Genomic DNA, 26,003 nt, shown 5'->3' with positions numbered 1-26,003 from the left:
TTAAAAATTATCTAGGATTTACTTCGATGCCATTACCCGATGCGTGAAGAGGTATTTGAAGGGCTCTGCGATTGTCATCTTTGACTAAAATATTGGCTGGTTTGTTTTCAATTTCGTGTTTGACCTCAATGTTAAAACGTTTTATATCAAACCATCTGATACCTTCGTGTATAAAATCTCTGCGTCTTGTTTCGGCAATTGCTTTTATATAAGATGCTTGTAGTGGAGTCATGCTGTAAAAAGGAGTGTACTCACCTGCAATGACAGGGTATTTGTCAACAATTAAAGCTTCGGTTAGCTGATCAGTATCTGCATCATATTCTTCGGTTCTTGTGGATAAAAAGTACTCTAACTCCTCATTTGCTAAACTTATTTGTCCATTCATAACATGAGCTTCTATACGATTTAAGAAAAACTCATCATAACTTAGTAAAACTTCGGCAACATAAGGTTCCCCAATTCCAGCGGAGACATTCGTATATTTGAAATACTCATAGAATTTAGGCATGAATACAGTTAAACTGCCGTTGTATGAATAAAAATTGTACAGCCAGTATTTTTGAAAAGGATTAGTACCAGGCCCCAAAATTTCTGGGTATCTAAGACCTGTGAGATAAAATCTGCTTTCAGATGCTGATCTTCCAACAATTGAATTGGCAGATACTATTAATAAGTTGGACTGACCAGCAGGACTGGCATAGCTTACTCGCTGGGTATTTGCATTCATTACCGTATAAGAGGCAAAATCTCTAAGCTTTCCTTCAGGTTTTGAGCCTAAATCTTTCGATAACTCAAGAACTCTGTTCCAATCCCCTTTTACTAAATAAAAACGGCTTGCAAATGCTTTGGCTGCATCTTTATTAAAATGGAATTTAGGCTCTTTATATTCATTTGTTATATATGGAAGCCCTGTTTCAATATCTTTTTGAATAAAATCAAAAACTTCTTGAACTGTGTTTCGCTTGTATTGAGGAGACAATTCTGACTCTGGTTCAGTAAGATAGGGAATTCCTGGAGTTGAGCTTGCTGTTGCTGGGTTGTATCGTTGTGACCAGAAAGACACTAACATAAAATGAGCATAGGCTCTTGCTAATAATGCCTCACCTTTTTGAGGGTTTAGACTGCTTGGATTTCCTAAATTTTCAATCGCCTGCAGTGCTGTATTTGCATGAGCAATCGCTTTATAGCACGCATCCCAATAATAAGCTTGAGTGTCTATATTGTTAGTTTCTGTCTGAATTTCCCAATTATAGTTTTGAAGGTTTTTTTGAAGTATGCTTCCAAATTGAATTCCACTATCAAACACGTTATCAGACATTGTTTCGGCAATGTCAAAATAGCTCATCTGAGGATAAGCATTGACCAAAACTTCAGAGATTTTATCGGGAGTATTTATTTCGGTTCTATTATCGGGTTTTTCAGAAAGAAAATCATCACAACTGCTAATACCTGCAAGCATTAGAAGTAATAGTGTTATTTTTATGTTTTTCATGATTTTATAATATTAAAATGAAAGGTTGATAGCAAAAGTATATTGAGTGGTAACAGGCATCGCAACACCTCCAGTATTGCGGAATTCAGGATCTTGGCCGTTTAATTTTTTGTCAGAATAAATCAGCCAAGGATTAACTGATGAACCTCTTAAAGTAAAAGTGCTCAGTCCTAATTTTTTCTTCAAATCTTTTGGAAATTCCCAGCTTAAGGATATGTTTTTTAATCTTACAAAATCACCATCTGCAATTCGAACATCGGAATAATTATATGTATTATAAGCTCTTTCCAGTGTTCTTGATCCTTTGTAGTTGGTGTTCATTTGCTTATCAGCAATGACTGGAACATTTGTGTAATTTTCATCTCCAGGATTGATCCAGCGGTTAGTAAATTCTTTAGTGAAAACTGTTAAATCATCATAAGTACTATCATAAATAGGATTCAAACGTATTTTGTTTCCTCCTGATCCAACGAAAAAGACATATAAAGACCAGCTTTTATAGGTAAATGTATTTGCTAAACCAATGGATTTATTAGGTTCAATAGATCCCTCATATTTTAAGTATTTAGTAACATCTTGATTATCCTGAAAATCTGCTCCAGTGATATTGTCTGTTACTCCTTCAGGCATAACGAAAGTTGGTAAACCTTGATTATTTAGGCCGGTAAATTGATATGAATAAATTGAATTTCTTGGATGTCCAACAGTATTACCGCCGTTGCCATCAATTAAATCGAATGCGGTAGGTTTGTTTTGTAATCTTGTAATTTCTTGATTATAAATTGAAAAGTTTAATGTTGTTGACCATTTAAAATCTTTATTATTAATGTTTTTTGTAATAAGACCAACTTCAAGACCTTTGGTTTCCATATTTGCATAGTTACCTTGTTTTATTCTTTGCCCTCCAATTCCAGAGGTAATAACATAATCCACTAAATCAAAAGCTTTTCTGCTGTAAACATCAGTTGTAAGCTGTATTGTGTTATTAAACATTCCTAAATCTAATCCTAAATTAGTTTCAAATTGTTTCTCCCATGTTAATGCTCCGTTTTGTAATTCCTCAATTTGGATTCCAGTTTCTCTATCGTTAATATTAAAACGATCAGTAATATAGCTTTTATAAATTGCCAATGAGTTTGTTGCAGGTCCAGCCGTTGCAGTAAGTCCGTATGAACCTCTCAGGCTTAAATTGTTTACAGAAGTGACATTCTTCATAAAATTTTCTTCAGAAAGATTCCATTTTCCGCTAAAAGTGTATGTAGGAAGCCATCTTGAAGAGCCACTGTCTCCCTGTCTGTTTGATCCGTCATAACGGCCAGTCACAGAAGCCGTGTAGCGGCGGTCATAAGTGTATCCCACTTTGCCAAAGAAACCTACCGTTCTTTCTTTTTCTGCATTAAATCCATAATAAGAATCTCCTCCGTTAATTACTTTTTCAATAATTCTTGGGTCGGTAAAAGCAGTAAGACCTCTGTCATACTGGAGTCCGGCAGCAGTAAAATTATCACTGTTTCTGTCTACAATGCGCATCTCAGTCCCGAAGAAACCTTCTAATTCATGTTTTTCTTTGAAAATATCTCTGTAAGAAATACTGTTTCTAAGATTGTAAGAAGTCATGTCGTTTGTGAATTTTCTAAGGAAACCGCCATTTGGCAGCACCGAAACTTTAGGAGCTGTCAGGTCATTTGGATCTTGGTATAAAAAGATATTCTCATCTCTAACCAATGTGTTAACACCATCTTCACCTTCAGGAGTTCCTGCTTTGTAGGCACCAACAACATTTGAGTTTTCTAATATTTTATGCTCCCGGCTTGTGTTTGCATAACGTCCGGATCCAGTTAAACTATAGGTTAGCTTGGAATTAATTTTATAATCTAAATCGAGCTGGAAACGAATGTCTTTAACATCAATTTCCATATAATTGTTTTTTAATTCATTTAGGATATTCATTGAAGCCCAATTGTTTCTATAGTATTCTAAATTACCATTCTCGTCGTAAGGTCTTAATGTTCTGCTGGTATTTAAAACATAATTAAAAGGATTGATATCAAAATCTCTGGTAACTTTTCCAAAAACTTCGTCTTTTTCACTTTCATAACTTCCTGGAGCCTCTTGATTGCGGACAGAAGCCAGAGTAGATAAGGTTATATTTAATTTGTCATTTACAAAAAATGTACCTTTAATGTTTGATGATAATTGGTTTACCTTATCGGCAATAGTCCATCCTGGATCATTGTAATAGCCTAAAGATGCATAAAATGTATTGTTTTTGCCACCTCCAGCGAAACTCAATGAATGATTTTGTGTGATTGCCGGTCTAAAAAGAACCTCAAACCAATCGGTATTGGCTAATTCATATTTTCTCAGAAAATTGTTACGGCTTACTGGGTCATTGTTTACTATATAACCGCCAGTTTCCGGAACATATGTATTGATAGCTCTTCCTAAAATATTATATGCGCCTCCATATCTTCCATTTACAGTTGTTGGTAAATCCAAATATCCTTTAGCTTCCATTTCTTTAAAAATACTCATCGACTCCTGAGAATTTAAAATGTCATACTGTCCATAATTTGGGACAGTTCTAAGGGATTGCTCCAATGAGTATGTTATTTTTAAAGGAGAATCTCTCCTTCCTTGTCTGGTAGTTACTACAACAACACCGTTAAGAGATCTTGATCCGTAAATTGAAGTTGCAGATGCATCCTTAAGAATTTCGATACTTTGAATGTCGTTTGCGTTTAAACCTGCAATTGATGAACTTAATAAAGTCTCTGAGTTACCTGAAGCCAGATCAGCAAATGAAAGATTGATAATATCTTCCTGCACCACACCGTCTATAACCCACAGCGGTTTTGTATCTCCGAAAATGGATGAAGATCCGCGGACCGTAATTTTTGGTGCAGTACCAAAAGTTCCTGTAACGTTTTGTACTGTTACCCCGGCAGCTTTACCTTCAATCATTCGGCTTACATCAACTACTCCGTCTACCTTTAATTCTTTGTCACTAATTTTACTAGTAGCTCCGGTAAAAGTTCTTTTTGACGTTTTTTCATATCCGGTAGTGATGACAACTTCGTTAAGAGATTGTCCTAATTGAGATAAAGTTATAGTCATAAAGTCAGCTGTGGCATCAACTTCTTTCGTTTTCATACCAATATAGCTAATTATTATTTTGGTACTTCCAGAAGGTACTTCTATAGAGAAAGTTCCGTCAAAATCTGTTAATGTTGAAACTTTAGTGCCTTTTACAAGTACTGATGCTCCTGGCAGAGGACTTCCGCTATTGTCGATTACTTTACCTTTAACAATGATAGATGCGATCAAATTAAAATTTAAAGATTCTAAAAGATTAAAATCTGCAGGTTCTTTAGCAGGTATAGTCTGCAGAATAATCTGATTGCTTATTTCTGAGTAACTGATATTTAAAGGTAAAAGTATTTCGTTTAAGACACTGGAGAGCATCTCATCTTCAGCATTAATGTTCACTTTCTGGTTAAGCTGAGTTATCCTTGAATTATATGAAAATTTTACAGAAGCTAATTTTTCAAGTTTAGATAATGCTTTGGATAAACTCACGTTTGTAATCGAAGCGGTGACTTTTGTATCTAGTTTTTTCTGCCCTTTGACGCTGTTCGCCATTACAACAGTAGAAAAGACAAAAGCCAGTACAATCTGAAAGAGTGTTATTTTCATGATTCGATAGAGTAATCGTTGTTTGACAACAGGTTTTTTCATAATTTTGGTTTTGTTTTGATTAATACTTTTTAAATGGGTGTTCTGAAAAACTTACCAAAAATGCTTTTTACAGAAAGCTTTTTGATACTAACTCAGCGTCAAATGTGTTACAGCATATTTGGCGCTTTTTTTTAAAATATTTTTTCTACATAGGCTTGATTTTTAATTGCATCCTTCGGACGTTATGATAATTTTGTTTCCATTCATTTCGTAACTGGTATTATTTCCAATGCTTTTACAGATAATCTTTAATTTTTCTGGCAAAGGCTGGTCGATCAATGAAGTAGTCAAGTGACAGTTTTTTAATTTTTCTTTTGGAAAATCGATTTCTATCTCGTAGGCCTGCTCGATTGTCTTGAATATGTGGCTGACAGGCGTGTCTGTAAAATCAAAACTCAATTGTTCTATGGTTTTTGCAGACTGTTTCAGGACAATATCTTTGGTAACATCTGTTATTTTATCAAATTTGGCAGTTTCTCTTACGAAGCGTACAGCTTCATTCGGTAATAAAACCACCTCTTCAGATGAGGTTTTGGCAGTCAGAATATTCGAGTGAACTTTTACTTTTCCAGTGCGGACTACCACTTCAACATTTGGCTGGTTTTCAAATGCGCAGATTCTAAAACTTGTTCCTACGACTTTGGTAACAGTTTCATTTGCAAAAACAAAAAATGGTTTTCTTTTATTTTTACTTATTTCAAAAAAAGCTTCACCAGACAAATACACTTTTCGTTCATTTCCGCTAAAAGTTTTAGGATAACTCAATTTGCTTTTAGGCTGTAATAAAACAGAGCTTCCATCAGAAAGTGTTATGATTTGAGGATTTTTGGAGTTATTTGTTTCTTCTACTAATCCTTCCTTATTTTCTATAAGGAGTTCTTTATAGATTGGACTGTTATCTGTTAAATCAAAATAATTGGTATATGCCCATGAAAAAGCCAGTCCTATTGCCAAAATGGCTGCAGCAGATCTAAACCAATTGTTATTCCAGATTTTAGTTTTTGGATTTTGTGTTTTTTTGAGAGCTGCTTCTTTGAGAGCGATTTTTTTCCAGGTATTTTCTAAATCCGATTCCACAGTTGCGGCTAACATCTGCGGTTTTTCAACTTTGGTAGCAAGAACCCATAAGCGGGCTTCTTCTACTAATTTTGCTCTTTCGGGGCTTTCAAGTATCCAATTCTCCCAGTTGGAATTGTTTTTATTCTGCAGAATCCATTGACGAAAGGAATCATCACCTAAAAAGTCTTCTGCCCGAGTATATTTGTTTCGCTTTTGCATCTTTATAATAAGGGTTACAAAAACAATAAGGACAAGTCTTATGTTATATACTCACCTAATTATGATTTTTTTTTAAATATTTAAAAAAATATCTTAAAAGTCTAGATGGATGAAGAAGCCAGCAGTAAAATGATTGAAATATTCTCTTTCCAGTCATTGCGCAATTTTTGTATTCCTCTAAATAAAATGTTGCTCGCAGACTGGTAATTCACTGACATTATTTCGGCAATCTGCTCTACCGATAACTGCTGATGGTAACGCAGATACAAAGCTTCTTTTTGTCTTGGAGGCAGGTTGTTAATAAGCGTATTGAGCTGTAACACTTTTTCGGCTGTAATTTCATCATCGATTAACTGCTGTTCGATAGAGAAATCAAATAAAAATTCAGTAGTTTCTATGTTATTCTTTTTTGTGAAAAAAGGATCACGCTGGTATAATCGTGCTATTCTTTTGCGGACGCTTGATAATAAATAAGCTTTGATAATAACGTCAGACGAAAGCGATTCTCGATATACCCAAATATCTGTAAAAACATCCTGAATACAATCTTGCACTCTGTCATCATAAGAACACAAAGAATTGCCATAACGCACTAAATCTGAATAGTATTTTTCAAAAAGTGTTGAAAAAGCTTTTTCATCACCAGCTTTCAAATTATTCCACAAAGTGAAATCATCTAAAATGTAAATATGGTTACGCTGTGTTTTCAAAATTAATTTGAGGCTATTGGATTATTAAGGTATAGTTAATTTTCTGTAATTTTACGTTTTATTTAACAAAACACCAAGTTTTTGTTCTTTTTAAGTATCGATTTATGTATTTGGCAAAATGAAGTCACATTTTTTTGATTGTTTAAATAAAATTAAGGTTTAAATATTAAAAACAAATATTTGCCATATTCAAAAATAAGATTCATTTTTACATCCTATTTTCTAAAAAAAACTATATTAAAAACTGGATGAAACAGGATCAGAATAAAAAGAACTCGTTAAAACATGTTCTTTTTGGAAGCCTTATAGGCACGACAATCGAATTTTTTGACTTTTATATTTATGCCAATGCTGCTGTATTGGTTTTTCCGCAATTATTTTTTCCGAGTTCAGATACTACGATGGCTACTTTAGAATCGCTGGCCACTTTTTCGATAGCGTTTTTGTCGCGTCCTTTGGGTTCTGCTTTTTTTGGGCATTATGGAGATAAAATTGGGCGCAAATTCACATTGGTTGCTGCTTTGCTGACTATGGGAATTTCGACTGTGACCATTGGTTTTTTGCCTAGTTATGCAAGTATTGGCATTGCTGCACCTTTATTATTGATGTTGTGCCGATTTGGGCAAGGCGTAGGACTTGGAGGCGAGTGGGGAGGTGCTGTTTTACTGGCAATCGAAAATGCACCGCCTAGCAAAAGGGCTTGGTATGGAATGTTTCCACAACTGGGAGCGCCAATTGGGCTGCTGCTTTCAGGAGGAACATTTTTATTGTTGACTGATTCTATGAACAGTAAAGATTTTATGGATTATGGCTGGAGAATTCCGTTTATTGCCAGTTCACTTTTAGTAGTAGTAGGTTTTTATATCCGAACTAAAATTACCGAAACTCCTTCTTTTGAGAATTCAAAAAAAGCGCACGAAGAAGTAAAAGTACCTTTCGTAACTTTGGTTAAATCCTATAAAAATCAGTTGTTATTTGGAACTTTGGCATCTATTACTACTTTTTTGGTGTTTTATTTAATGACTGTATTTACATTAAGCTGGGCAACATCTGATCTGGGTTATGAGAAAAGAGATTTCTTGTTGATTCAATTATTTTCGGTACTGTTTTTTGCCTTGTTTATTCCAGTTTCGGCTATAGTTGCTGATAAAATCGGAAGACGCAAAATGCTAATTACAGCTACGACAGCCATTGCAGTTTTTGGGTTTTTCTTTTCCTATTTTTTAAATTCCGGAAACACAGCAATGGTAACATTCTTTTTATGTGCAGGAATGGCTTTGATGGGTTTTACTTATGGACCTTTGGGAACTTTCTTGTCTGAATTATTTCCAACAGCCGTCCGTTATTCGGGGGCATCACTCACATTTAATCTGGCAGGAATTATCGGAGCCGCTTTTGCTCCTATGATTGCCATTTGGCTGGCGTCAACTTATAGCCTGACCTATGTAGGGTTCTATCTTACCTTTGCCGCCTGTATTTCGTTATTTGCTTTATTAGTGATAAGTAAAAAAGAGCATAAATTCTAAAAGAATAATACAGTTTAAAGAGTTGCAAATTGTTTGTAACTCTTTTTTTTGTTCTTTCAGTTTTTTTAAAATTTATTTGGCGGTGTAAAAATATATTTAGACATTTGTCTAAATATATAAATACTTTAAATAATGAATGACATATTTAAAGCATTGAATGATGCCACACGAAGAGAGATTTTAGAGCTTTTGAAAACAAAGAGCCTTTCTGCAGGTGAAATTGCGGATCAGTTTAATATGTCTAAGCCAAGTATTTCTCATCATCTGGATATTTTGAAACGTGCCGATCTGATTACTGCCGAAAAATCGGGGCAATTTATTTATTATTCTATCAATACAACTATAATGGAAGATGTACTGCAATGGATTTTAACCTTTAAAAAATAATATAATGAGCTCAACTTTAAAAAAAGAACTTCCAGTTATCGGAATTGTACTGCTTCCTTTTGTTTATTTGGCTTTTATTTGGAACTCTTTACCCGAAAAAGTTCCGACACATTGGAATAAGTTAGGTGAAATTGATCATTGGGGAGATAAATCTTCATTAATTGGAGTCCCTTTTATGCTGCCTGTTTTTATATACATCCTGCTTTTGTTGATACCCAAAATAGATCCTAAAAAGAGAATTGCCTTAATGGGTGGGAAGTATTATCAATTCAAGTTTATTTTTGTATTGCTCATGTCTCTTTTGTCTTTGTTTATTATTTACATTTCAAAGAATCAATCTTTTTCCAGCCCTGCTTTTATTTTTATACTGATTGGCACCCTGTTTTTAGTATTAGGTAATTATTTTAAAGTGATTCAGCCTAATTATTTTATAGGAATTCGGACTCCATGGACATTAGAAAATAATGAAGTCTGGAGAGTAACACACATTTTTGCTGGAAAATTATGGTTCATAGGAGGGTTATTGATAGTGTTGGGCGCATTGATTTTTGAAATTGAGTTTTTCACTATTATATTTATTTCTATTGTTGCAGTTTTGGCTTTTGTACCAATGGCATATTCGTATATAAAATTTAAGGAATTACAGCAAAAAGGATAAGAATTGTTAATGATAAGTTTACGTGTTTAATTATAAATTATGAAAAAAGTATTATTTTTTTTAACAGCAATTTTATTTTCTTGTGCTGTAACTGCACAAGAAATTACGGGACAATGGAATGGTTTTTTAAAAGTCGCTGGAGGACAATTGGCATTAGTTTTTAATATCAGTAAAAATGAAAGCGGTTTTACTGCTACAATGGACAGTCCAGATCAGGGAGCCAAAGGAATTCCGGTAACGGCAACAAATTTTGTGAATGGTATTTTAAAATTAGAAATTCCAAGTGCGCGGATTGTTTTTGAAGGGGAATTGAATCAATATAATGTGATTGTAGGCACTTTTACACAAAGTGGACAATCCTTTCCTCTTAATTTATCTAAAGAAAAACTAGAAAAAGAAATTGTAAAGAGACCGCAAGAACCCACAAAACCTTATCCATATTATACAGAAGATGTTACTTTTGAAAACAAAACCGATAAAAATGTTTTGGCAGGGACTTTAACTTTGCCTCAAAAAGAAGGTAAGTTTCCAGCAGTGATTTTGATTACCGGAAGTGGTGCACAAAACAGAGACGAAGAAATTCTGGGGCATAAGCCGTTTCTTGTTCTGGCAGATTATTTAACTAAAAAAGGGATTGGTGTTTTACGATTCGATGATAGAGGTGTCGGAAAATCTACAGGTGATTTTAAGACAGCTGTTACTTTAGATTTTGCCAAAGATGTTCAGGCCGGAATAGATTATCTGAAAACCCGAAACGAAATTGATAAAAAGAAGATTGGTTTAATTGGTCACAGCGAAGGTGGCATAATCGCTCCAATTGTTGCGGGAGATTCCAAAGATGTTAGTTTTATTGTGCTGCTGGCAGGGACAGGGATTCCAGGGGATAAATTACTGCTTTTGCAAAAAGAAAAAATAGAACGCCAAATGGGAGTTTCTGAAGACGAAATCCAAAAAGCACAAGAAACTTTTAAAGGTGTTTATGAGATTATAACAGCTTCACCAGCTGGTGATCCTAGCCTGAAAAGCAGAGTAAGCAGTTATCTGACATTGAAATTAGGTGACAAAATGGTAGACAACCAGATTAAAACATTATCTGCCCAGGTTACAAGTCCCTGGATGACTGGTTTTCTAAAACTGGATCCTTCAATTGCTTTGGAAAAAGTGAAATGTCCAGTTCTTGCCCTCAATGGCGAAAAAGATTTGCAGGTTCCAGCCGATGTTAATCTGGAAGCTATAAAAACAGTACTTGCAAAAGCAGGAAACAAAAACGTAACAGCGAAGAAGATACCGAACTTAAATCACCTTTTTCAGGAATGCAAAACTGGTTCTCCTGATGAATATGCAGCTATTGAACAGACTTTTTCTCCAATTGCTTTGGAGGAAATTTCTAAATGGGTTTTGGTTCAAGTGAAATAAATGAATTTATAGTTTAAAAAGCCCAAAAGGGCTTTTTTTTATCTCTTTAAACTAAAATGGCTTTTAAATTCAGCTCCATTTAAACGTTTAACTGCAAACCAGTAATCGGTAGATGGCAAAGGCTGATTAGCATAGTTTCCGTCCCATGAAGTATTTGCTGTCAATTCTTTTATAAATTTTCCATAACGGTCAAATATCCTTATTGTAGAATTTGGTTCCAGATAGGCAAAATCGATTGTCCAAGAATCATTAAAGCCATCATTATTTGGAGTGAAGAATTTAGGATAGGGAAGTTCATCAACAAAGTTAATGCAATCGGCAGTTGTGGCTTCATGAACTTGAATTATTATCGGAATTCTTCCACTCTCGCAATTAGAAATGGTTTGCGAAGCATAATAAGTCACTCCGTTTTCGAGTACTGTAGATTCCGATAAATTTATTGTGGATGAAGTATTCTCAAACCATTTAATATTTTGCCCCGCAATATCAATGTCGCTGATTTTTGCATTTTTCTGAATGCAGAATATTTGTGGCGAGTTAGCAATTGGATTTTGGGTATCTTGGATTTTTACAGTAACAGTAAATGGATCACTTTCACAATTATTTAGTGTTTGCGTAGCATAATAAATGTCATTTTGCAGAAGGGCTGTTTCTGGTAAAATAGTTCCATTACTTGCAGAATTATACCACTTAATTGCTGTTCCTGTAATATTGATATTGGCAATTGCAGCGTTTTCATCAATGCAAAATTGCTGATTGCTGTTTCCTTCAGGTTTTGGAGAGTCGTTCACCTGTATTAAAACTGAAGTCCTGTCACTTTCACATCCAATGGTTTGTGAAGCAAAATAGGTTTTATTGTTTTCTAATAAAGCTGTGTTTGTTAAAAGTGTTCCAGCTGTTAATTCGTCATACCATTTTATGTTTTGTCCTGTTATGTTAATGTCGCTGATTTTTGCATTTTGGCTTTTACAAAAAGGCTGATTTGCATTTCCCGTTGGGGCAGAAGGTGTATTGACTATAGAAACTGTAACGCCAAATCTTGCACTTTCGCAGCTGTTTAAGGTTTGTGAAGCATAATAAGTTATACCATTAGATAATGGAGTAGAATCAGTCAAAAGATTGCCAAGAGCTGCATCGTCATACCATTTTATTGATGTTCCAGTAACTTGAATATTAGCAATTGTTGGATTCTGTCCTGTGCAGAAAGGCTGATTTGTATCTCCGGTAGGAGGAGGAGTATTGCCAACAATAATATTTATTTTTAGAGTAGTATTACAAATATCGGCTCCTGTAATTGCGCAACTATATTCTCCATTGTTTAATGAAGTTGCATTTGTTATAATTGGGTTCTGGTCTGATGATGCAAAACCATTTGGGCCTGTCCATGCATAATCTGTTCCTCCAGAGGCTTTGAGTTCAAGCGTTTTGCCAATGCAGATTGGTGAGTTGGTTGAAATTTTTGGTAAGGAGATAATATCTTCTGAAAATTTCATTAAAAAATAATTGCTAGGCCATCCTAAAATTGAAGATTGATAAGAAGAATCATCTGCGATGCCATTGTTTTGAGATGAAATCCCACTAACAAATATGTTATTATCATTATCTAATGTGATTTTTGTAGTTTCAAAGGTACTATCACCTCCAATGTATGTACCCCATATAAAATCTCCTTGTTTAGAAAATTTCCCTATGTATCCTTCAAAATTTCCATTTGCTCTATAGGAACATAAATTTGTCAATTTTGGATTATTAAATCCAAAATCAGTAGCACCTATATAAATTGAGTTATTCTTAAAAATAATTGAGTAAACGTTAGCCTGTCCTAAATAAGAACCCCATATTCTTTGTCCATTCTTATTTAATTTTGCAAAAAAACCTTTGTATGAAAAAGCATTACTACTTTCAAAGCTGTAAAGCGTAGTTATGTTATTATTACTCGCAGTTTCACCACCTATATAGATGTTATCTTCGTCATCAATTTCCACTGTATATATATCTTCAATTTGCTCACCTCCATAATAGGTTGCCCATGTTCTTTCTCCATCTAGTGAAAATTTGTATACAACTCCATCGGGATGAGTAATTGGGTCATGTAATTCCTGAAAAACTCCTGAGGTAGAAATATTATTGAAACTATATGTTGTGCCACCAATAACCAAGAAATTATTTTTTACTGTTATATCATTAAGTATATCAATGGTTTCCCCTCCTACATAAGTACTCCAAATTAAATTACCTGCAGATCCAAATTTAGTTAGAAATCCATCAATAGAATTTGAAAAATTTGGGTCTAAGTTTAGTTGTGTCTGAAACTTGCTATTTATTGCAATTCCTGTTGTACTAGTTGTCTGCCCAATCAAGTAAATGTTATTGTTATTGTCTACATCGACTGCAAATCCTAAATCTTGATATTCGCCACCTAAATAGGTCCCCCATAATCTAAAACCTGAACTATTAAATTTTACCAAAAATGCATCCTGATATCCTGATAAATTGGGCTTATATGATCCTGTTGTACTGATGTTTGATTGAGACTGGGTTGTTCCCGTTACAATAATGTTATCTTGAGAATCTAGTTTTACATCCGATATATCAGTGTAATTTTGTCCGCCGTAGTAAGTTCCCCATAAATGAATTCCTCTAGGACTAAATTTTTCAATGATCCCATTTAAATATGCTGAATATTGTGTTGTTTGATGAGCTCCTGTCGTTGCATATGATGAATTTGATGCATTTGTACTTCCAGATACATACACATTTCCAAAAGAATCAGTACTAATACTAGATGGCTTAAGAGCTTGATATGAATTAGTTTCGTCTCCATAAAAAGTTCCCCATAGTCTTGTTGGCACAGGATCAATAATTACAGTTTTATCAGAAATATTTTCAGCGCTTTCAAACCCATAAACATTTTTCTTAATTTTTCTATAGCCAATTGCTATTTCTTGTTTATTTTCTCTATCTTCGATCCAACTCATTGGTAATGTTTCCTCCATTTTTCCAAAACGAACATTCATTTGGATTTTATTTTCAATTAAATCCGTTTCAGCTCCTTTAAATTTTAATTGAATGTCAGAGACTTTTCCATTTGGATGAATCACAAAATTGTATTCAACGACTTTTTTAGGATCAGCCGGGATTGAAAAAACAATGTCAATATTTGGATAAATGTTTTTGTAAGTGATTTGTTTGTATTGATAAACTCCAATAATTCCTTCAGGTTTATTAGGAACATTATAATAGTTGTCAAAATCGGTAGATTTTTGATCTGTAACCAATTCTACTTTTGGATTGGAGTTAACAAAGTCAATATCAATTCTATGATATAAATATTCTAAACTATAGTTTGACTGATTGTTTTTATCTTTTTCAGGGATTTTATAAGGCAATGTTTTTGAGGTATTTGAACCCGTTATGGGATTCTTTTTTACTTCGTAAATATCATACGAAAAACCATTCTTTTTTAACTGCACGTTTAATCCATTAGTGTTTAAAAGATATTTTACGGCAGAGTTTGGTTTCCCTTTTTGATCTATAATCTGGCCTTTATTTTCTTTAAAACCCATGGATTGGTTTTTATTTTGGGAAAATATTGGAATAGTAATTATAAAGAAAAATAAAAGTAATGTATGTTTCATCAGTATAATTTGGATTGTTGCAAATGTAATTAAATATCTACAAACAATGCTGTAAATTACAGTTCTAAATTCTATTACAGCTCCTAAAAATCTTTTACTTAAAAGTCATTAAATATCCCGTATTTTTGCAAAAAAACAATCTCACTTTTGAAACCAAAACTTTTCCTCATCACGCCGCCGTTTACCCAGCTGAATACTCCGTATCCTGCAACGGCTTATATCAAAGGGTTTCTGAATACGAAAAACATTGAGTCGGTGCAGGCAGATTTAGGAATAGAAGTGATTTTGAAATTGTTTTCGAAAGAAGGATTGCAAAATTTGTTTGCCAATAACCAACAGCCAACAACCGACAACTGCAAACGAATTTTCGCTTTGCAGGACGAATACATTAAAACCATCGATTCGGTTATTGCTTTTTTGCAGGGAAAAAATCCAACTTTGGCTTTGCAGATATGTCAGGAAGATTTCCTGCCCGAAGCTTCCCGTTTTGCGCAATTGGAAGAACTGGACTGGGCTTTTGGGACAATGGGAACTCAGGACAAAGCCAAACATTTGGCAACTTTGTACCTCGAAGATATATCCGATTTTATTATTGAATGTGTTGATGAAAATTTTGGCTTTAGCCGATATGCAGAGAGACTGGGGAGAAGCGCCAATTCTTTTGATGAATTGTACGAAGCTCTGCAGCAGGAACCAACTTATATAGACCAAATTTTACTGTCCATTTTAAAGGAAAGAATAGAAACTATTCAGCCAACATTATTCTTGATTTCGGTTCCATTTCCTGGGAATTTGTACGCTGCTTTCCGCTCGGCGCAATGGGTGAAAAAACACCATCCGGGCATAAAGATTTCGATGGGCGGCGGTTTCCCGAATACTGAATTACGTTCGCTGTCGGATGCGCGCGTTTTTGAATTTTTCGATTATATCACTCTGGATGATGGTGAAACTCCAATTGAACTATTATGTAATTTGGTTTCAAATCCCTCTCCTTTGGAGGGATTAGGGGAGGTTAAAAGAACTTTTCTGCTGGAAGACGGAAAAGTTGTTTATAAAAATAATTCCACTCAGCCAGATTACAAACAATCTCAAGTGGGAACACCAGATTATTCCGACCTGCTTTTGGACAAATATATTTCGGTTATCGAAATCGTAAATCCAATGCATCGATTGTGGAGCGACGGACGCTGGAACAAACTCACAATGGCGCACGGCTGTTATTGGGGCAAATGCACTTTCTGCGACATTTCTCTGGATTACATAAAAGTGTACGAACCTGTTGCCGCAAGTTTATTGTGCGACCGCATGGAAGAACTGATTGCCCAAACGGGCGAAACCGGTTTTCATTATGTAGATGAAGCGGCACCGCCAGCGCTGATGAGAGCTTTGGCACTCGAAATCCTTCGCCGAAAAATGGCCGTTACCTGGTGGACGAATATTCGATTTGAAAAAAGTTTTACAAAAGACTTATGTATATTATTAAAAGCCTCTGGCTGTATAGCAGTTTCGGGAGGGTTAGAAGTGGCTTCAGACCGATTATTGAAACTTATCGATAAAGGCGTAACGGTGGAACAAGTCGCAAAAGTTACCCGCAATTTTACCGAAGCCGGCATAATGGTTCACGCTTATTTAATGTATGGTTATCCAACGCAAAGCGTTCAGGAAACTGTAGACAGCCTCGAAATGGTGCGCCAGTTGTTTGAAGCTCAGGTATTGCAATCGGGATTTTGGCATCAATTTGCTATGACGGCACACAGTCCAGTTGGGATGTTTCCAGAGCAATTTGGTGCGGTAAAGGAAACTGAAGCTATTGGGACTTTTGCTAATAATGATATTAATTTTGTGGATTCTACAGGAATTAATCATGATAAATTCAGTTTTGGACTTAAGAAATCGCTCTTTAATTATATGCACGGAATCTGTTTTGAGTATGAACTGCAGGAGTGGTTCGATTTCAAAATTCCAAAGACAAAAATCAGTCCCGATTTTATTTTTGATGCACTTCAGGAGGAATCCAATTTCAATATAAAACCTACTGCCAAAATTGTCTGGCTGGGCGGAAAACCTTCAGTCGATTATTTTACTAAATCCAAAAAAGGGAACAGCTGGGAAATGCTGGCTTTGACTTTTCACGATAAAAAAGAGAGCTTTACCATTCAAACCAGCAAGGCTGAAGGTGAATGGCTTGATGAAATGCTTCAAAGGCTATCGGTCTGCAATGCCAAAACTTATTCTTTTCAGGAAATAAAAAACGATTTTGAAATTCAATTGGAAAATTTTGAATTGTTCTGGTATTCTAAACCAGTAAATACTTTGAGAGAGTTTGGTCTGCTGGTATTATGATAGAGTAGTTTGCTTTAAGGTTCACTGCAGATTATGTTTTTTGAATTTAAACTGATTTTAGAAGAAAATATAAATATAACTAGCTGATATTCTTGTGGTATAGCTATTTCTCAGCTTTCAAAGAAAAATGTTTGTTTTATCAGTATTTTGAATAAAAATATTTACATATTGCTTACAATCAGGATATTGTAATATTTTACATCTTTCTAATTCAAAATTTTGCATTTTAGCTATAAAAATCTCCATTAAACGAGTTTAATTTTTATTGCGTTTTTAAGTTATTCTATTTGCGCTTTTAAATTTGTGTGTATTTGTAAACACAAATGAATTGTAAGTCTGTAGATTAAGGTTGAATCGATAATAAATTTGCTCTAGAATGTCCAAAAATTGCATCTGTTTTTTTATTGTTTTTTTTAGTTTTCCTGCTATTTCTGCAGCTCAAACTTCATTAGCACATGAAATTGGTGTTTTTGCTGGTCCCAGTATTATTAAATCCGATTATGGGCAAAGAAATGATGATTCTTCAACTTTTAAGAATACGGGTTTTGGTGTGGGCTTGGTGCATTATATAAATTTTTCATCGAAGTCCATGAGCACAGCTTATTTTAAAGAACATTTTAAAGTGCGTTCCGAACTGTCTTTTAATAAAACGAAGCTGCATCACTTTGGTGACTGGGCCGAAAATGGCAATAGCATCGGCAAGCTGCAATTAAGGGCTATGGAAGGAAATACATCTATTCTAAATTTGGGTACGCAGCTAGAATACTATCCACTCAGCAGGATCCATGATTTCGAATATAGTATTGGCGGTTTTTCTCCATACATTAGTGTAGGGATTCAGTACAGCTTTTTTAATTCAAAATCTTCATCGGCACTTGGAGAATTAGGAACTCCAGAAACAACATTTCCAAAATATCTGATTCCTTCAGATGGTCATCCGTATGGTTTTGCCAGCGAAAACAGCAGTACCTGGTCTGTGGTTTCTGGTATTGGCGTGCGATATAAATTAAACAAAATGTCAGATCTGCTAATGGAAGGCCGTCTTCAGTATTTTGGCTCTGACTGGGTGGACGGATTAAATCCTGATAAAGAAATTTTTACCGAGAACAAATATAACGATTGGCAGGCTTGGCTTACTTTTGGCTATGTTTTTTATCTTGAATAATAAGACTTCCTTAGATTGTCTCTAATAATTTTAATTTTTATTGTTGCATTTGGTTTTGTACCCTTACAGATGCATTTTTTAATAATATCTCTTTAAAGGTTTTCTCATAATTTTTATTTTTTTTCACGAAAACGTTTTCTTTTCCTATTTTTACTATCCTAAAAAGAGTAAAAATGAGCACCAATTACAAAGTAACTGTAAATGATTCTTTCCATTATGATTTGGACGAAGGATACATTTCGCAGCTGGATGCTGTGCCGATGGATGCCAATGCGTTCCATGTATTACATCAAAACACACCGTATAAAGCAGAAATTATCACTTCGGATTTCAATCGTAAAAGTTATAAGGTGAAAGTCAATAACACGATTTATACGGTAGCAATTTCAAATTCTTTGGATATTCTGATCAAAGAGATGGGATTTGAAGTTGGACTGACCAAGCAAGTCAATACGATTAAGGCACCTATGCCAGGATTGATTTTGGAAATTAGTGTTGAAGCGGGACAGGCCGTGAAAGAAAATGACAACTTAATCATTCTTAGTGCCATGAAAATGGAGAATAGCTTTTTGTCGCCACGAGATGGAGTAATCAAAAACATTGCTGTAAATACTGGAGATGCGGTTGAGAAAGGGCAGTTATTAATAGAGTTTGAGTAAAGAGAAAAAAGAAAATAGAGTATAGAAAATAGATGTAAACCAAAGGCAGATTTTCAAAGTCTTTGTTCTTTATTCTATTCGCTATATTCTTTTAGTGATAAAATATGAAAAAAATACTGGTTGCCAATAGAGGTGAAATCGCCATCAGGGTGATGAAAACCGCACAGAAAATGGGTATTAAAACGGTAGCTGTTTATTCGGCTGCCGATCGGAATGCACTGCACGTAAAGTTTGCCGATGAAGCAGTTTGGATCGGGGAAGCGCCGTCAAATCAATCGTATTTACTCGGAAACAAAATTATAGAGGCTGCTAAATCACTGAATGTTGATGCCATTCATCCCGGATATGGTTTCCTGAGTGAGAATGCGGAATTTGCCGAAGAAGCTGAAAAAAATAATATCATTTTTATTGGACCAAAATCACATGCCATCAAAATAATGGGAAGCAAATTGGCAGCCAAAGATGCTGTTAAAGCATACAGTATTCCGATGGTTCCCGGTATTGACGAAGCGATTACCGATATCGAAAAAGCAAAGCAGGCAGCAGTTTCAATTGGCTTTCCGATTCTGATTAAAGCTTCAGCTGGTGGTGGAGGGAAAGGTATGCGTGTGGTGGATAACGAAGCTGATTTTGAACCTCAAATGAATCGTGCGATAAGCGAAGCAGTTGCAGCTTTTGGCGACGGTTCGGTTTTTATCGAAAAATATGTGGCTTCTCCAAGACATATCGAAATTCAGGTGATGGCAGATAGTCATGGAAACATTTTATATTTTTTTGAAAGAGAATGCAGTATTCAGCGTCGTCACCAGAAAGTGGTTGAGGAAGCACCGTCTTCGGTTTTAACACCAGAACTGCGCAGGAAAATGGGTGAGGCAGCTGTCTTGGTAGCTAAGTCCTGTGATTATCTTGGAGCTGGAACGGTAGAGTTTTTATTGGACGAAAATAATAATTTTTATTTCCTCGAAATGAATACCCGTTTGCAGGTGGAGCATCCGGTTACGGAGTTGATTACCGGTACTGATTTGGTCGAACTGCAGATTAAGGTCGCAAGGGGAGAAGCATTAAATATAAAACAGGAAGATTTAAAAATACGGGGTCATGCACTTGAATTGCGTGTTTATGCCGAAGACCCATTGAATGATTTCCTGCCGAGCGTTGGTCATTTGGATGTATATCAATTGCCTGTTGGCGAAGGTATTCGTGTAGATAACGGTTTTGAACAGGGCATGGATATTCCAATTTATTATGACCCGATGCTGGCCAAATTAATCACTTACGGACAAACGCGGGAAGAAGCAATTCAGCTGATGATTAAAGCCATCGAAAATTACAAAGTAGAAGGCGTGCAGACGACTCTGCCTTTCGGAAAATTTGTTTTTGAGCATGAAGCTTTTCGTTCGGGAAAATTTGACACACATTTTGTGAAGAAATTTTACAGTCCTGAAATTTTAAAAGAGCAGGCTAGTAAAGAAGCCGAAATTGCTGCTTTGGTGGCATTGAAACAGTATTTTGAAGATAAAAAAATAGTACGCTTACCAATTCAATAATAAATTTTTAACACATAGAAACATAGAATTGTATACTGAAAATTAGATTTTTCTAGAAATTAAATTTTGCACATAGCACTATGTAAACTATCTTAAACAAAGTGTCTTTCTTTTTCTATTTAATCTACATTTCTATGTGTTTAAATTTTTTAAGCGATATCTAAAACTAAAAAATAATAAATGACAACAAATGGAGTCTAAAATAAAAATACTAAATGACAAAATTGCCCTAGCTCATTTGGGAGGAGGGACAAAACGTATTGCCAAACAGCATTCGAACAAAAAACTGACAGCAAGGGAGCGCATCAATTATTTGATGGATGAAGGTTCTTTTGAGGAAATTGGTATGCTGGTAACCCATCGCACCACCGATTTTGGAATGGAAAACGAAATGTACTACGGAGATGGAGTCATAACGGGTTACGGCACAATCAACGGAAGATTGGTGTATGTTTTTGCACAGGATTTTACGGTTTTTGGAGGTTCGTTATCAGAAACACACGCCGAGAAAATCTGCAAAATTATGGATATGGCTGTAAAAGTTGGAGCACCCATGATTGGTCTCAACGATTCGGGCGGTGCGCGTATTCAGGAAGGAGTTCGTTCGCTGGGAGGCTATGCCGATATTTTTTACAGAAATGTGCAGGCGAGCGGCGTAATTCCTCAGATTTCGGCTATTATGGGTCCCTGCGCAGGAGGAGCGGTTTATTCTCCCGCTATCACCGATTTTACGATTATGGTCGAAGAAACGAGTTATATGTTTGTTACTGGTCCGAACGTAGTGAAAACCGTGACCAACGAATCGGTGACTTCAGAGGAATTGGGCGGTGCGAGTACACATTCGACTAAATCGGGAGTGGCACATCGCACTGCAATTAATGGTGTGGTCTGTTTGGAAGATATCAAGAGGCTGTTGAGTTATCTGCCCCAAAATAACAAAGAAAAGCCACGCAATCTGCCGTATGAACTCACCGATGAAATACGGGAACAATTGGACGGAATTATTCCGGACAACCCGAATAAGCCTTATGATATGCATAACGTAATAACAGGGATTATTGACGAAGATTCGTTTTTTGAAATTCATAAAAATTATGCCGAAAATATCATTGTAGGTTTTGCCAGATTGGGAGGACGAAGCATTGGGATTGTAGCTAATCAGCCTATGTTTCTAGCAGGTTGTCTGGATGTGAACAGTTCAAAAAAAGCCGCACGCTTTACCCGTTTTTGTGATGCTTTTAATATTCCGTTATTGGTATTGGTCGATGTGCCGGGCTTTTTGCCGGGAACCGATCAGGAGTGGAACGGAATTATTGTTCACGGTGCAAAACTGCTTTATGCTTTAAGTGAAGCGACCGTGCCGAGAGTTACCGTGATTACCCGAAAAGCCTATGGAGGTGCTTATGATGTGATGAATTCTAAACACATTGGTGCCGACATGAACTTTGCCTGGCCTACAGCCGAAATCGCGGTAATGGGAGCCAAAGGAGCCTCTGAAATTATTTTTAAAAAAGAAATCCAAGATGCCGAAGATCACGAAGCCAAACTCTTGGAAAAAGAAGCTGAATATGCCGAACTTTTTGCAAATCCATATACAGCTGCACAGCGAGGTTTTGTCGATGAGGTTATTCTGCCGCAAGATACAAGACGCAAACTGATAAAAGCTTTTGCCATGCTGGAAAATAAAGTAAGTGAGACTCCTGATAGGAAGCATGGGAATATTCCTTTGTAGTTATTGATTTTTTTATTTATATAAATTCTACGGTAAAAATATGTATATTTATATGTTTTACTGTATTAACTTTGCTGCAGTTGAAATATATAGAAACAGAGATGTTGTTTGTTTTGAATATAATTTTTACCGTAAAAATGGTATTTATTTATGTTTTTTATAGTTATAATTATATGTTTTACTGTAAATAAATTAATTTTAATACTTTTACTGTAACAAATATTCATTTTACCGTAAAGCTGTAATGGAACAAAGTGCAGGATTTTATTGGCTCAAAAATCATTATCAATTACATAAGCTTTCGCTGAAAAGTCAATCGTATATTGGGAATAATGAGAAAATGGAATTGACTTCCAAAGGAGTAGTTTTGCGTGTGTTTGGTTTAAAATATGGAGTAGAGAATAATCCAATAAACCATATTATTTTTGGTTTAAAGTTTGATTATCTGAATCTGCATTTATTAAAATCGGTTTTTAAATGCATTCCCGAAAGAGAAATACGAGACTTTATAATGAGTTTTCCAAAGGGTATTTATACACGGAAAATTGGTTTTCTTTATGAATTTTTAATGCGTAAATCAATTGATTTAGATTTTGTTATTTCTGGGAATTATGTTGATTTATTAGACGAGAAAAAATATATCGTTGGAAAAACAGTTAAGAATTCGAAATGGAAGATTAACGATAACCTGCTGGGAACTCCGGATTTTTGTCCAATAGTTAGAAAAACAACCGAAATAGAAACTTTTCAAAGTATTGATATTTCGGCACAAATAATGCAATTGCGAAGAGAGTATTCGTCAGACATTTTTAACAGGGCAACTAATTATTTATACGGAAAAGAAACAAAATCATCGTATGAAATTGAACATGAAAAACCTTCTCCAAAACGGATAGAACGTTTCATTTCCTTGTTGATGAAAGCAGGGACAGTTCCTCAAGATATTATGTTTGAAGAGAGAAATTTGACTCTCATGCAAAATGAAATTGTGGATCCAAGATTTGCCGTAAATGGCTATCGTGACTTCCAAAATTATGTGGGACAATCACTTCCCAATTATTCGGAAATGCTTCATTATATATGCCCACCGCCAGAAAGTGTGTCTTCTTTGATGCAGGGCTTAAAAGAAGTTGCCTTAAAAACAGAAACTGTATCTGCATTGGTTCGAGCCAGCACTTTGTCGTTTGGATTTGTTTTTATTCATCCATTTGAAGATGGGAATGGACGTTTGCATCGATTTTTGATTCATGATACTTTGGTTCGGGATAAAGTGGTTCAAGATGGTTTGATTATCCCCGTTTCAGCGCATATATTGAATAATATCAAAGAGTATGATGCTGTATTGGAAGATTTTTCCAAAGAATTAATGCAGATAATTGATTACGAAAAAGATGACAAGGGTAATATTCGTATTTTAAATTTTGAGGAAATAGAAAGTTACTACCGTTTTCCAGATTTGACAGCGCAAACTTCTTTCTTGGGAAAAACGATTCAAGAAACCGTGATGACAGACATTCCAAATGAACTTGAATTTATTATGAGATACGACGAATTGAGGCTTTCTATTCAAGAAATTGTTGATATGCCCGATATGGAAATTAGTAGAATGATACTTTTTCTTCATCAAAATAAGGGCTTATTCCCAAAACGAAGAAGAAAAGATTTTGTAAAACTAACCGATGCAGAAATAGAATTGATGGAGAAAGAATATCAGACTATTTTTGAAATGTAATTGTTATTTTTTATAAAATTATTCAATAAAAAACCGAAACCCAATCCCATGTAAATTCTCAATCGCAATCCCTTTTTCGTTGGCCAAAATTTTGCGCAGGCGGGAAATAAAAACATCGAGACTGCGTCCCATAAAATAATCGTCATTACCCCACAGAGAAGTCAGGATTTGTTCCCTCTTTAAAACCACATTTTTGTTGTCAAGGAATAATTTTAAGAGATCCGCTTCGCGCTGGGTAAGGGATATTTTTTCTGTTTCATTGAAAAGAATGAAATTTTTGGTGTCAAATTGGTATTTTCCAATTTCATACATGGATTTTTCAATTGCAGTATTCTTGCGGGAACGTCTCAAGAATATTTCAATTTTTAGCAGTAATTCTTCAATGCTGAAAGGTTTTACGAGATAATCATCGGCTCCCAAGCGCAGGCCTTTTATGCGGTCTTCTTTCAGGGTTTTGGCCGAAAGGAAAATAATAGGAACTTCCGTGTCAAGTTTTCTGATTTCGGAAGCCAATTCAAAACCATCCATTTTTGGCATCATTATATCCAAAATACAAATATCAAAAGCACTATTTTTAAAAGCTTCCAAGCCTGATTTTCCATCATCACAATGGGTGACTTCATAATGGTTTTGTTCCAGATTATCTTTGGTCAGGAATGCCAAGGTAGCATCATCTTCGGTATATAGTATTTTAAAGTTACTCATTGGTTTGAGGGATTAATAGTGAAAAAGTACAGCCTTTTTCGGGATTGCATTTTACGGTTATTTTCCAGCGGTGGAGGTCACACACTTTTTTTGCATAGTACAAACCTAATCCAAATCCGGTGACTTCATTGCTTTTTTGGCTTGGAATTCTGTAGAATTTGTCAAAGACAAACGGAATGTTCTTGGAAGCAATTCCAATACCATTATCTATAAAACTAAATTGCAATTGTTTTCCAGCTTTTGCAATGGCGATACAGATTTCGGGTTTGTTCTCGCTATATTTTACGGCATTATCCAGTAGATTGTAAACCAAATTAGTGAAATGAAATTCATCGGCTTCAATGGAAATGGATGGTAAATTGGTTTTAATCTCTATTTTGGCTTCGGGATGTTTCAGCTTTATGTTTTCAATTACGGTTTCTAGAATTGGTAATGCATTTAAAACTGTTTTATTCAGTTCCAAAGGAGTATTGTCGGATTTTGCGATGCTCAGGATTTTCTCGATATGCTGGTTTAACTTGTTGCTTTGATCAATAATAATATGTGTGTATTTTTCCAGTTTTTCATCTTGTCTGATTGGATCTTGCTTGTAGAGATAATTGGAAGCAATCAGTATGGAGGATAATGGTGTTTTGAATTCATGTGTCATATTATTGATGAAATCCCGTTGCAGTTCGGAATATTTTTTTTGCTGTAAAAGCGTAAAAATCGAATATACATACACCAGTAAAATAACAATCAAGGCAATCGAAAGCACAAACCAAAATCGTAAGGAACTAAACAAATAACTGGTCTCATTGGGAAACCGAATGGCAAAATAATAGACTAAATTTTTATGTTTTGGGAAATATACCGAATGTTTTGTCTGTTTCTTTTGGGATAAGGAAATGTAGTTGCCATAGACCATTTCATCGCTTTGACAATTGTACATGGCATATTCAAAATCAGTGGTAATATTCATTTTTTTGAACTCGGATATGAGGTAGAACTCTAAAATCTCGGGTTCAAAATCATTGTCAACATTAATAATATAATAATCATTGGAAATTTTCCGTACAGGGTTTTTGCCGGAAAGGTCATGATTGGTCCCCAGATATAATTTTTTGGCAACTTCCAATAGGGCAACATGTGTCTTTTGACTGAATTTTTTTTCTTCAATACTAAAGGCTTCTTTTGTCCAAAGCAATTGCGCTATCAGAATTCCTATAATTGCGATTAATCCAATTAGGATACTGCTGTTGAGCTTGGTCAGTTTCATGATGTAATATTAATCAAAA

The 26,003-nt window shown here is 35.1% G+C and carries 17 protein-coding genes; 10 read left to right on the top strand and 7 right to left on the bottom strand.

Annotated features, from left to right (window positions below; all coding sequences use genetic code 11):
• Window positions 1-7 precede the first annotated feature (7 nt).
• The 4 genes from ABEG11_RS12730 to ABEG11_RS12715 form a co-directional block, all read right to left on the bottom strand.
• Window positions 8-1,492: a RagB/SusD family nutrient uptake outer membrane protein gene (locus ABEG11_RS12730; protein WP_348824552.1), complete on the bottom strand. Its 1,485-nt coding sequence runs from the start codon at window positions 1,490-1,492 to the stop codon at window positions 8-10.
• Window positions 1,493-1,504: 12 nt separating this feature from the next.
• Window positions 1,505-5,230: a SusC/RagA family TonB-linked outer membrane protein gene (locus ABEG11_RS12725; RefSeq protein WP_348824551.1), complete on the bottom strand. Its 3,726-nt coding sequence runs from the start codon at window positions 5,228-5,230 to the stop codon at window positions 1,505-1,507.
• A gap of 162 nt (window positions 5,231-5,392) precedes the next feature.
• A complete protein-coding gene (locus tag ABEG11_RS12720) occupies window positions 5,393-6,508 on the bottom strand; it encodes a FecR family protein (protein ID WP_348824550.1) in 1,116 nt (371 codons plus the stop codon).
• A 101-nt stretch (window positions 6,509-6,609) separates the two neighbouring features.
• Window positions 6,610-7,218 carry an RNA polymerase sigma factor gene (locus ABEG11_RS12715; protein WP_348824549.1) on the bottom strand — a complete coding sequence of 203 codons (609 nt, stop codon included), beginning with the start codon at window positions 7,216-7,218 and terminating at the stop codon, window positions 6,610-6,612.
• Window positions 7,219-7,466: 248 nt separating this feature from the next.
• On the opposite strand from ABEG11_RS12715, the gene ABEG11_RS12710 reads away from it, so the two are divergent.
• From ABEG11_RS12710 to ABEG11_RS12695, 4 genes are all read left to right on the top strand, one after another.
• Window positions 7,467-8,744 (top strand): MFS transporter, encoded by a 1,278-nt coding sequence (locus ABEG11_RS12710; protein WP_348824548.1) that lies wholly within the window; start codon window positions 7,467-7,469, stop codon window positions 8,742-8,744.
• A 132-nt stretch (window positions 8,745-8,876) separates the two neighbouring features.
• Window positions 8,877-9,131: an autorepressor SdpR family transcription factor gene (locus tag ABEG11_RS12705; RefSeq protein ID WP_348824547.1), complete on the top strand. Its 255-nt coding sequence runs from the start codon at window positions 8,877-8,879 to the stop codon at window positions 9,129-9,131.
• Window positions 9,132-9,135: 4 nt separating this feature from the next.
• Complete coding sequence (locus ABEG11_RS12700) at window positions 9,136-9,789, top strand: SdpI family protein (protein WP_348824546.1); 654 nt, start codon at window positions 9,136-9,138, stop codon at window positions 9,787-9,789.
• Between the two features lie 39 nt (window positions 9,790-9,828).
• A complete protein-coding gene (locus ABEG11_RS12695; RefSeq protein WP_348824545.1) occupies window positions 9,829-11,205 on the top strand; it encodes an alpha/beta hydrolase family protein in 1,377 nt (458 codons plus the stop codon).
• A gap of 38 nt (window positions 11,206-11,243) precedes the next feature.
• Here the strand turns inward: ABEG11_RS12695 and ABEG11_RS12690 are convergent, their stop codons facing one another.
• Complete coding sequence (locus tag ABEG11_RS12690; RefSeq protein WP_348824544.1) at window positions 11,244-14,843, bottom strand: DUF7948 domain-containing protein; 3,600 nt, start codon at window positions 14,841-14,843, stop codon at window positions 11,244-11,246.
• Window positions 14,844-14,990: 147 nt separating this feature from the next.
• Between ABEG11_RS12690 and ABEG11_RS12685 the strand changes: the two genes are divergently transcribed.
• From ABEG11_RS12685 to ABEG11_RS12660, 6 genes are all read left to right on the top strand, one after another.
• Entirely contained in the window at window positions 14,991-17,186 is a 2,196-nt protein-coding gene (locus tag ABEG11_RS12685) for a B12-binding domain-containing radical SAM protein (protein WP_348824543.1), read from the top strand.
• 376 nt (window positions 17,187-17,562) lie between these two features.
• On the top strand, window positions 17,563-18,351 hold the full coding sequence (locus ABEG11_RS12680) for a THC0290_0291 family protein (RefSeq protein ID WP_348824542.1): 789 nt from the start codon (window positions 17,563-17,565) through the stop codon (window positions 18,349-18,351).
• Between the two features lie 173 nt (window positions 18,352-18,524).
• The gene (locus tag ABEG11_RS12675; RefSeq protein ID WP_348824541.1) at window positions 18,525-19,010 is read left to right on the top strand and encodes an acyl-CoA carboxylase biotin carboxyl carrier protein subunit; all 486 of its coding nucleotides are present in this window, start codon (window positions 18,525-18,527) and stop codon (window positions 19,008-19,010) included.
• A 104-nt stretch (window positions 19,011-19,114) separates the two neighbouring features.
• Window positions 19,115-20,557 carry an acetyl-CoA carboxylase biotin carboxylase subunit gene (gene accC, locus ABEG11_RS12670; protein ID WP_348824540.1) on the top strand — a complete coding sequence of 481 codons (1,443 nt, stop codon included), beginning with the start codon at window positions 19,115-19,117 and terminating at the stop codon, window positions 20,555-20,557.
• 190 nt (window positions 20,558-20,747) lie between these two features.
• The gene (locus ABEG11_RS12665) at window positions 20,748-22,289 is read left to right on the top strand and encodes an acyl-CoA carboxylase subunit beta (RefSeq protein ID WP_348824539.1); all 1,542 of its coding nucleotides are present in this window, start codon (window positions 20,748-20,750) and stop codon (window positions 22,287-22,289) included.
• A 244-nt stretch (window positions 22,290-22,533) separates the two neighbouring features.
• Window positions 22,534-24,021 carry a Fic family protein gene (locus ABEG11_RS12660; RefSeq protein WP_348824538.1) on the top strand — a complete coding sequence of 496 codons (1,488 nt, stop codon included), beginning with the start codon at window positions 22,534-22,536 and terminating at the stop codon, window positions 24,019-24,021.
• An 18-nt stretch (window positions 24,022-24,039) separates the two neighbouring features.
• Here the strand turns inward: ABEG11_RS12660 and ABEG11_RS12655 are convergent, their stop codons facing one another.
• Window positions 24,040-24,726, bottom strand: a complete 687-nt coding sequence (locus ABEG11_RS12655) for a response regulator transcription factor (protein ID WP_348824537.1) — start codon at window positions 24,724-24,726, stop codon at window positions 24,040-24,042.
• A complete protein-coding gene (locus tag ABEG11_RS12650; RefSeq protein WP_348824536.1) occupies window positions 24,719-25,984 on the bottom strand; it encodes a sensor histidine kinase in 1,266 nt (421 codons plus the stop codon). Before ABEG11_RS12650 ends, ABEG11_RS12655 begins: the two co-directional genes overlap by 8 nt.
• Window positions 25,985-26,003: the final 19 nt, after the last annotated feature.

Source organism: Flavobacterium aestuarii (assembly GCF_040049115.1).
Classification (GTDB): domain Bacteria; phylum Bacteroidota; class Bacteroidia; order Flavobacteriales; family Flavobacteriaceae; genus Flavobacterium; species Flavobacterium aestuarii.
This window is presented reverse-complemented; position numbering and strand designations above follow the sequence as displayed.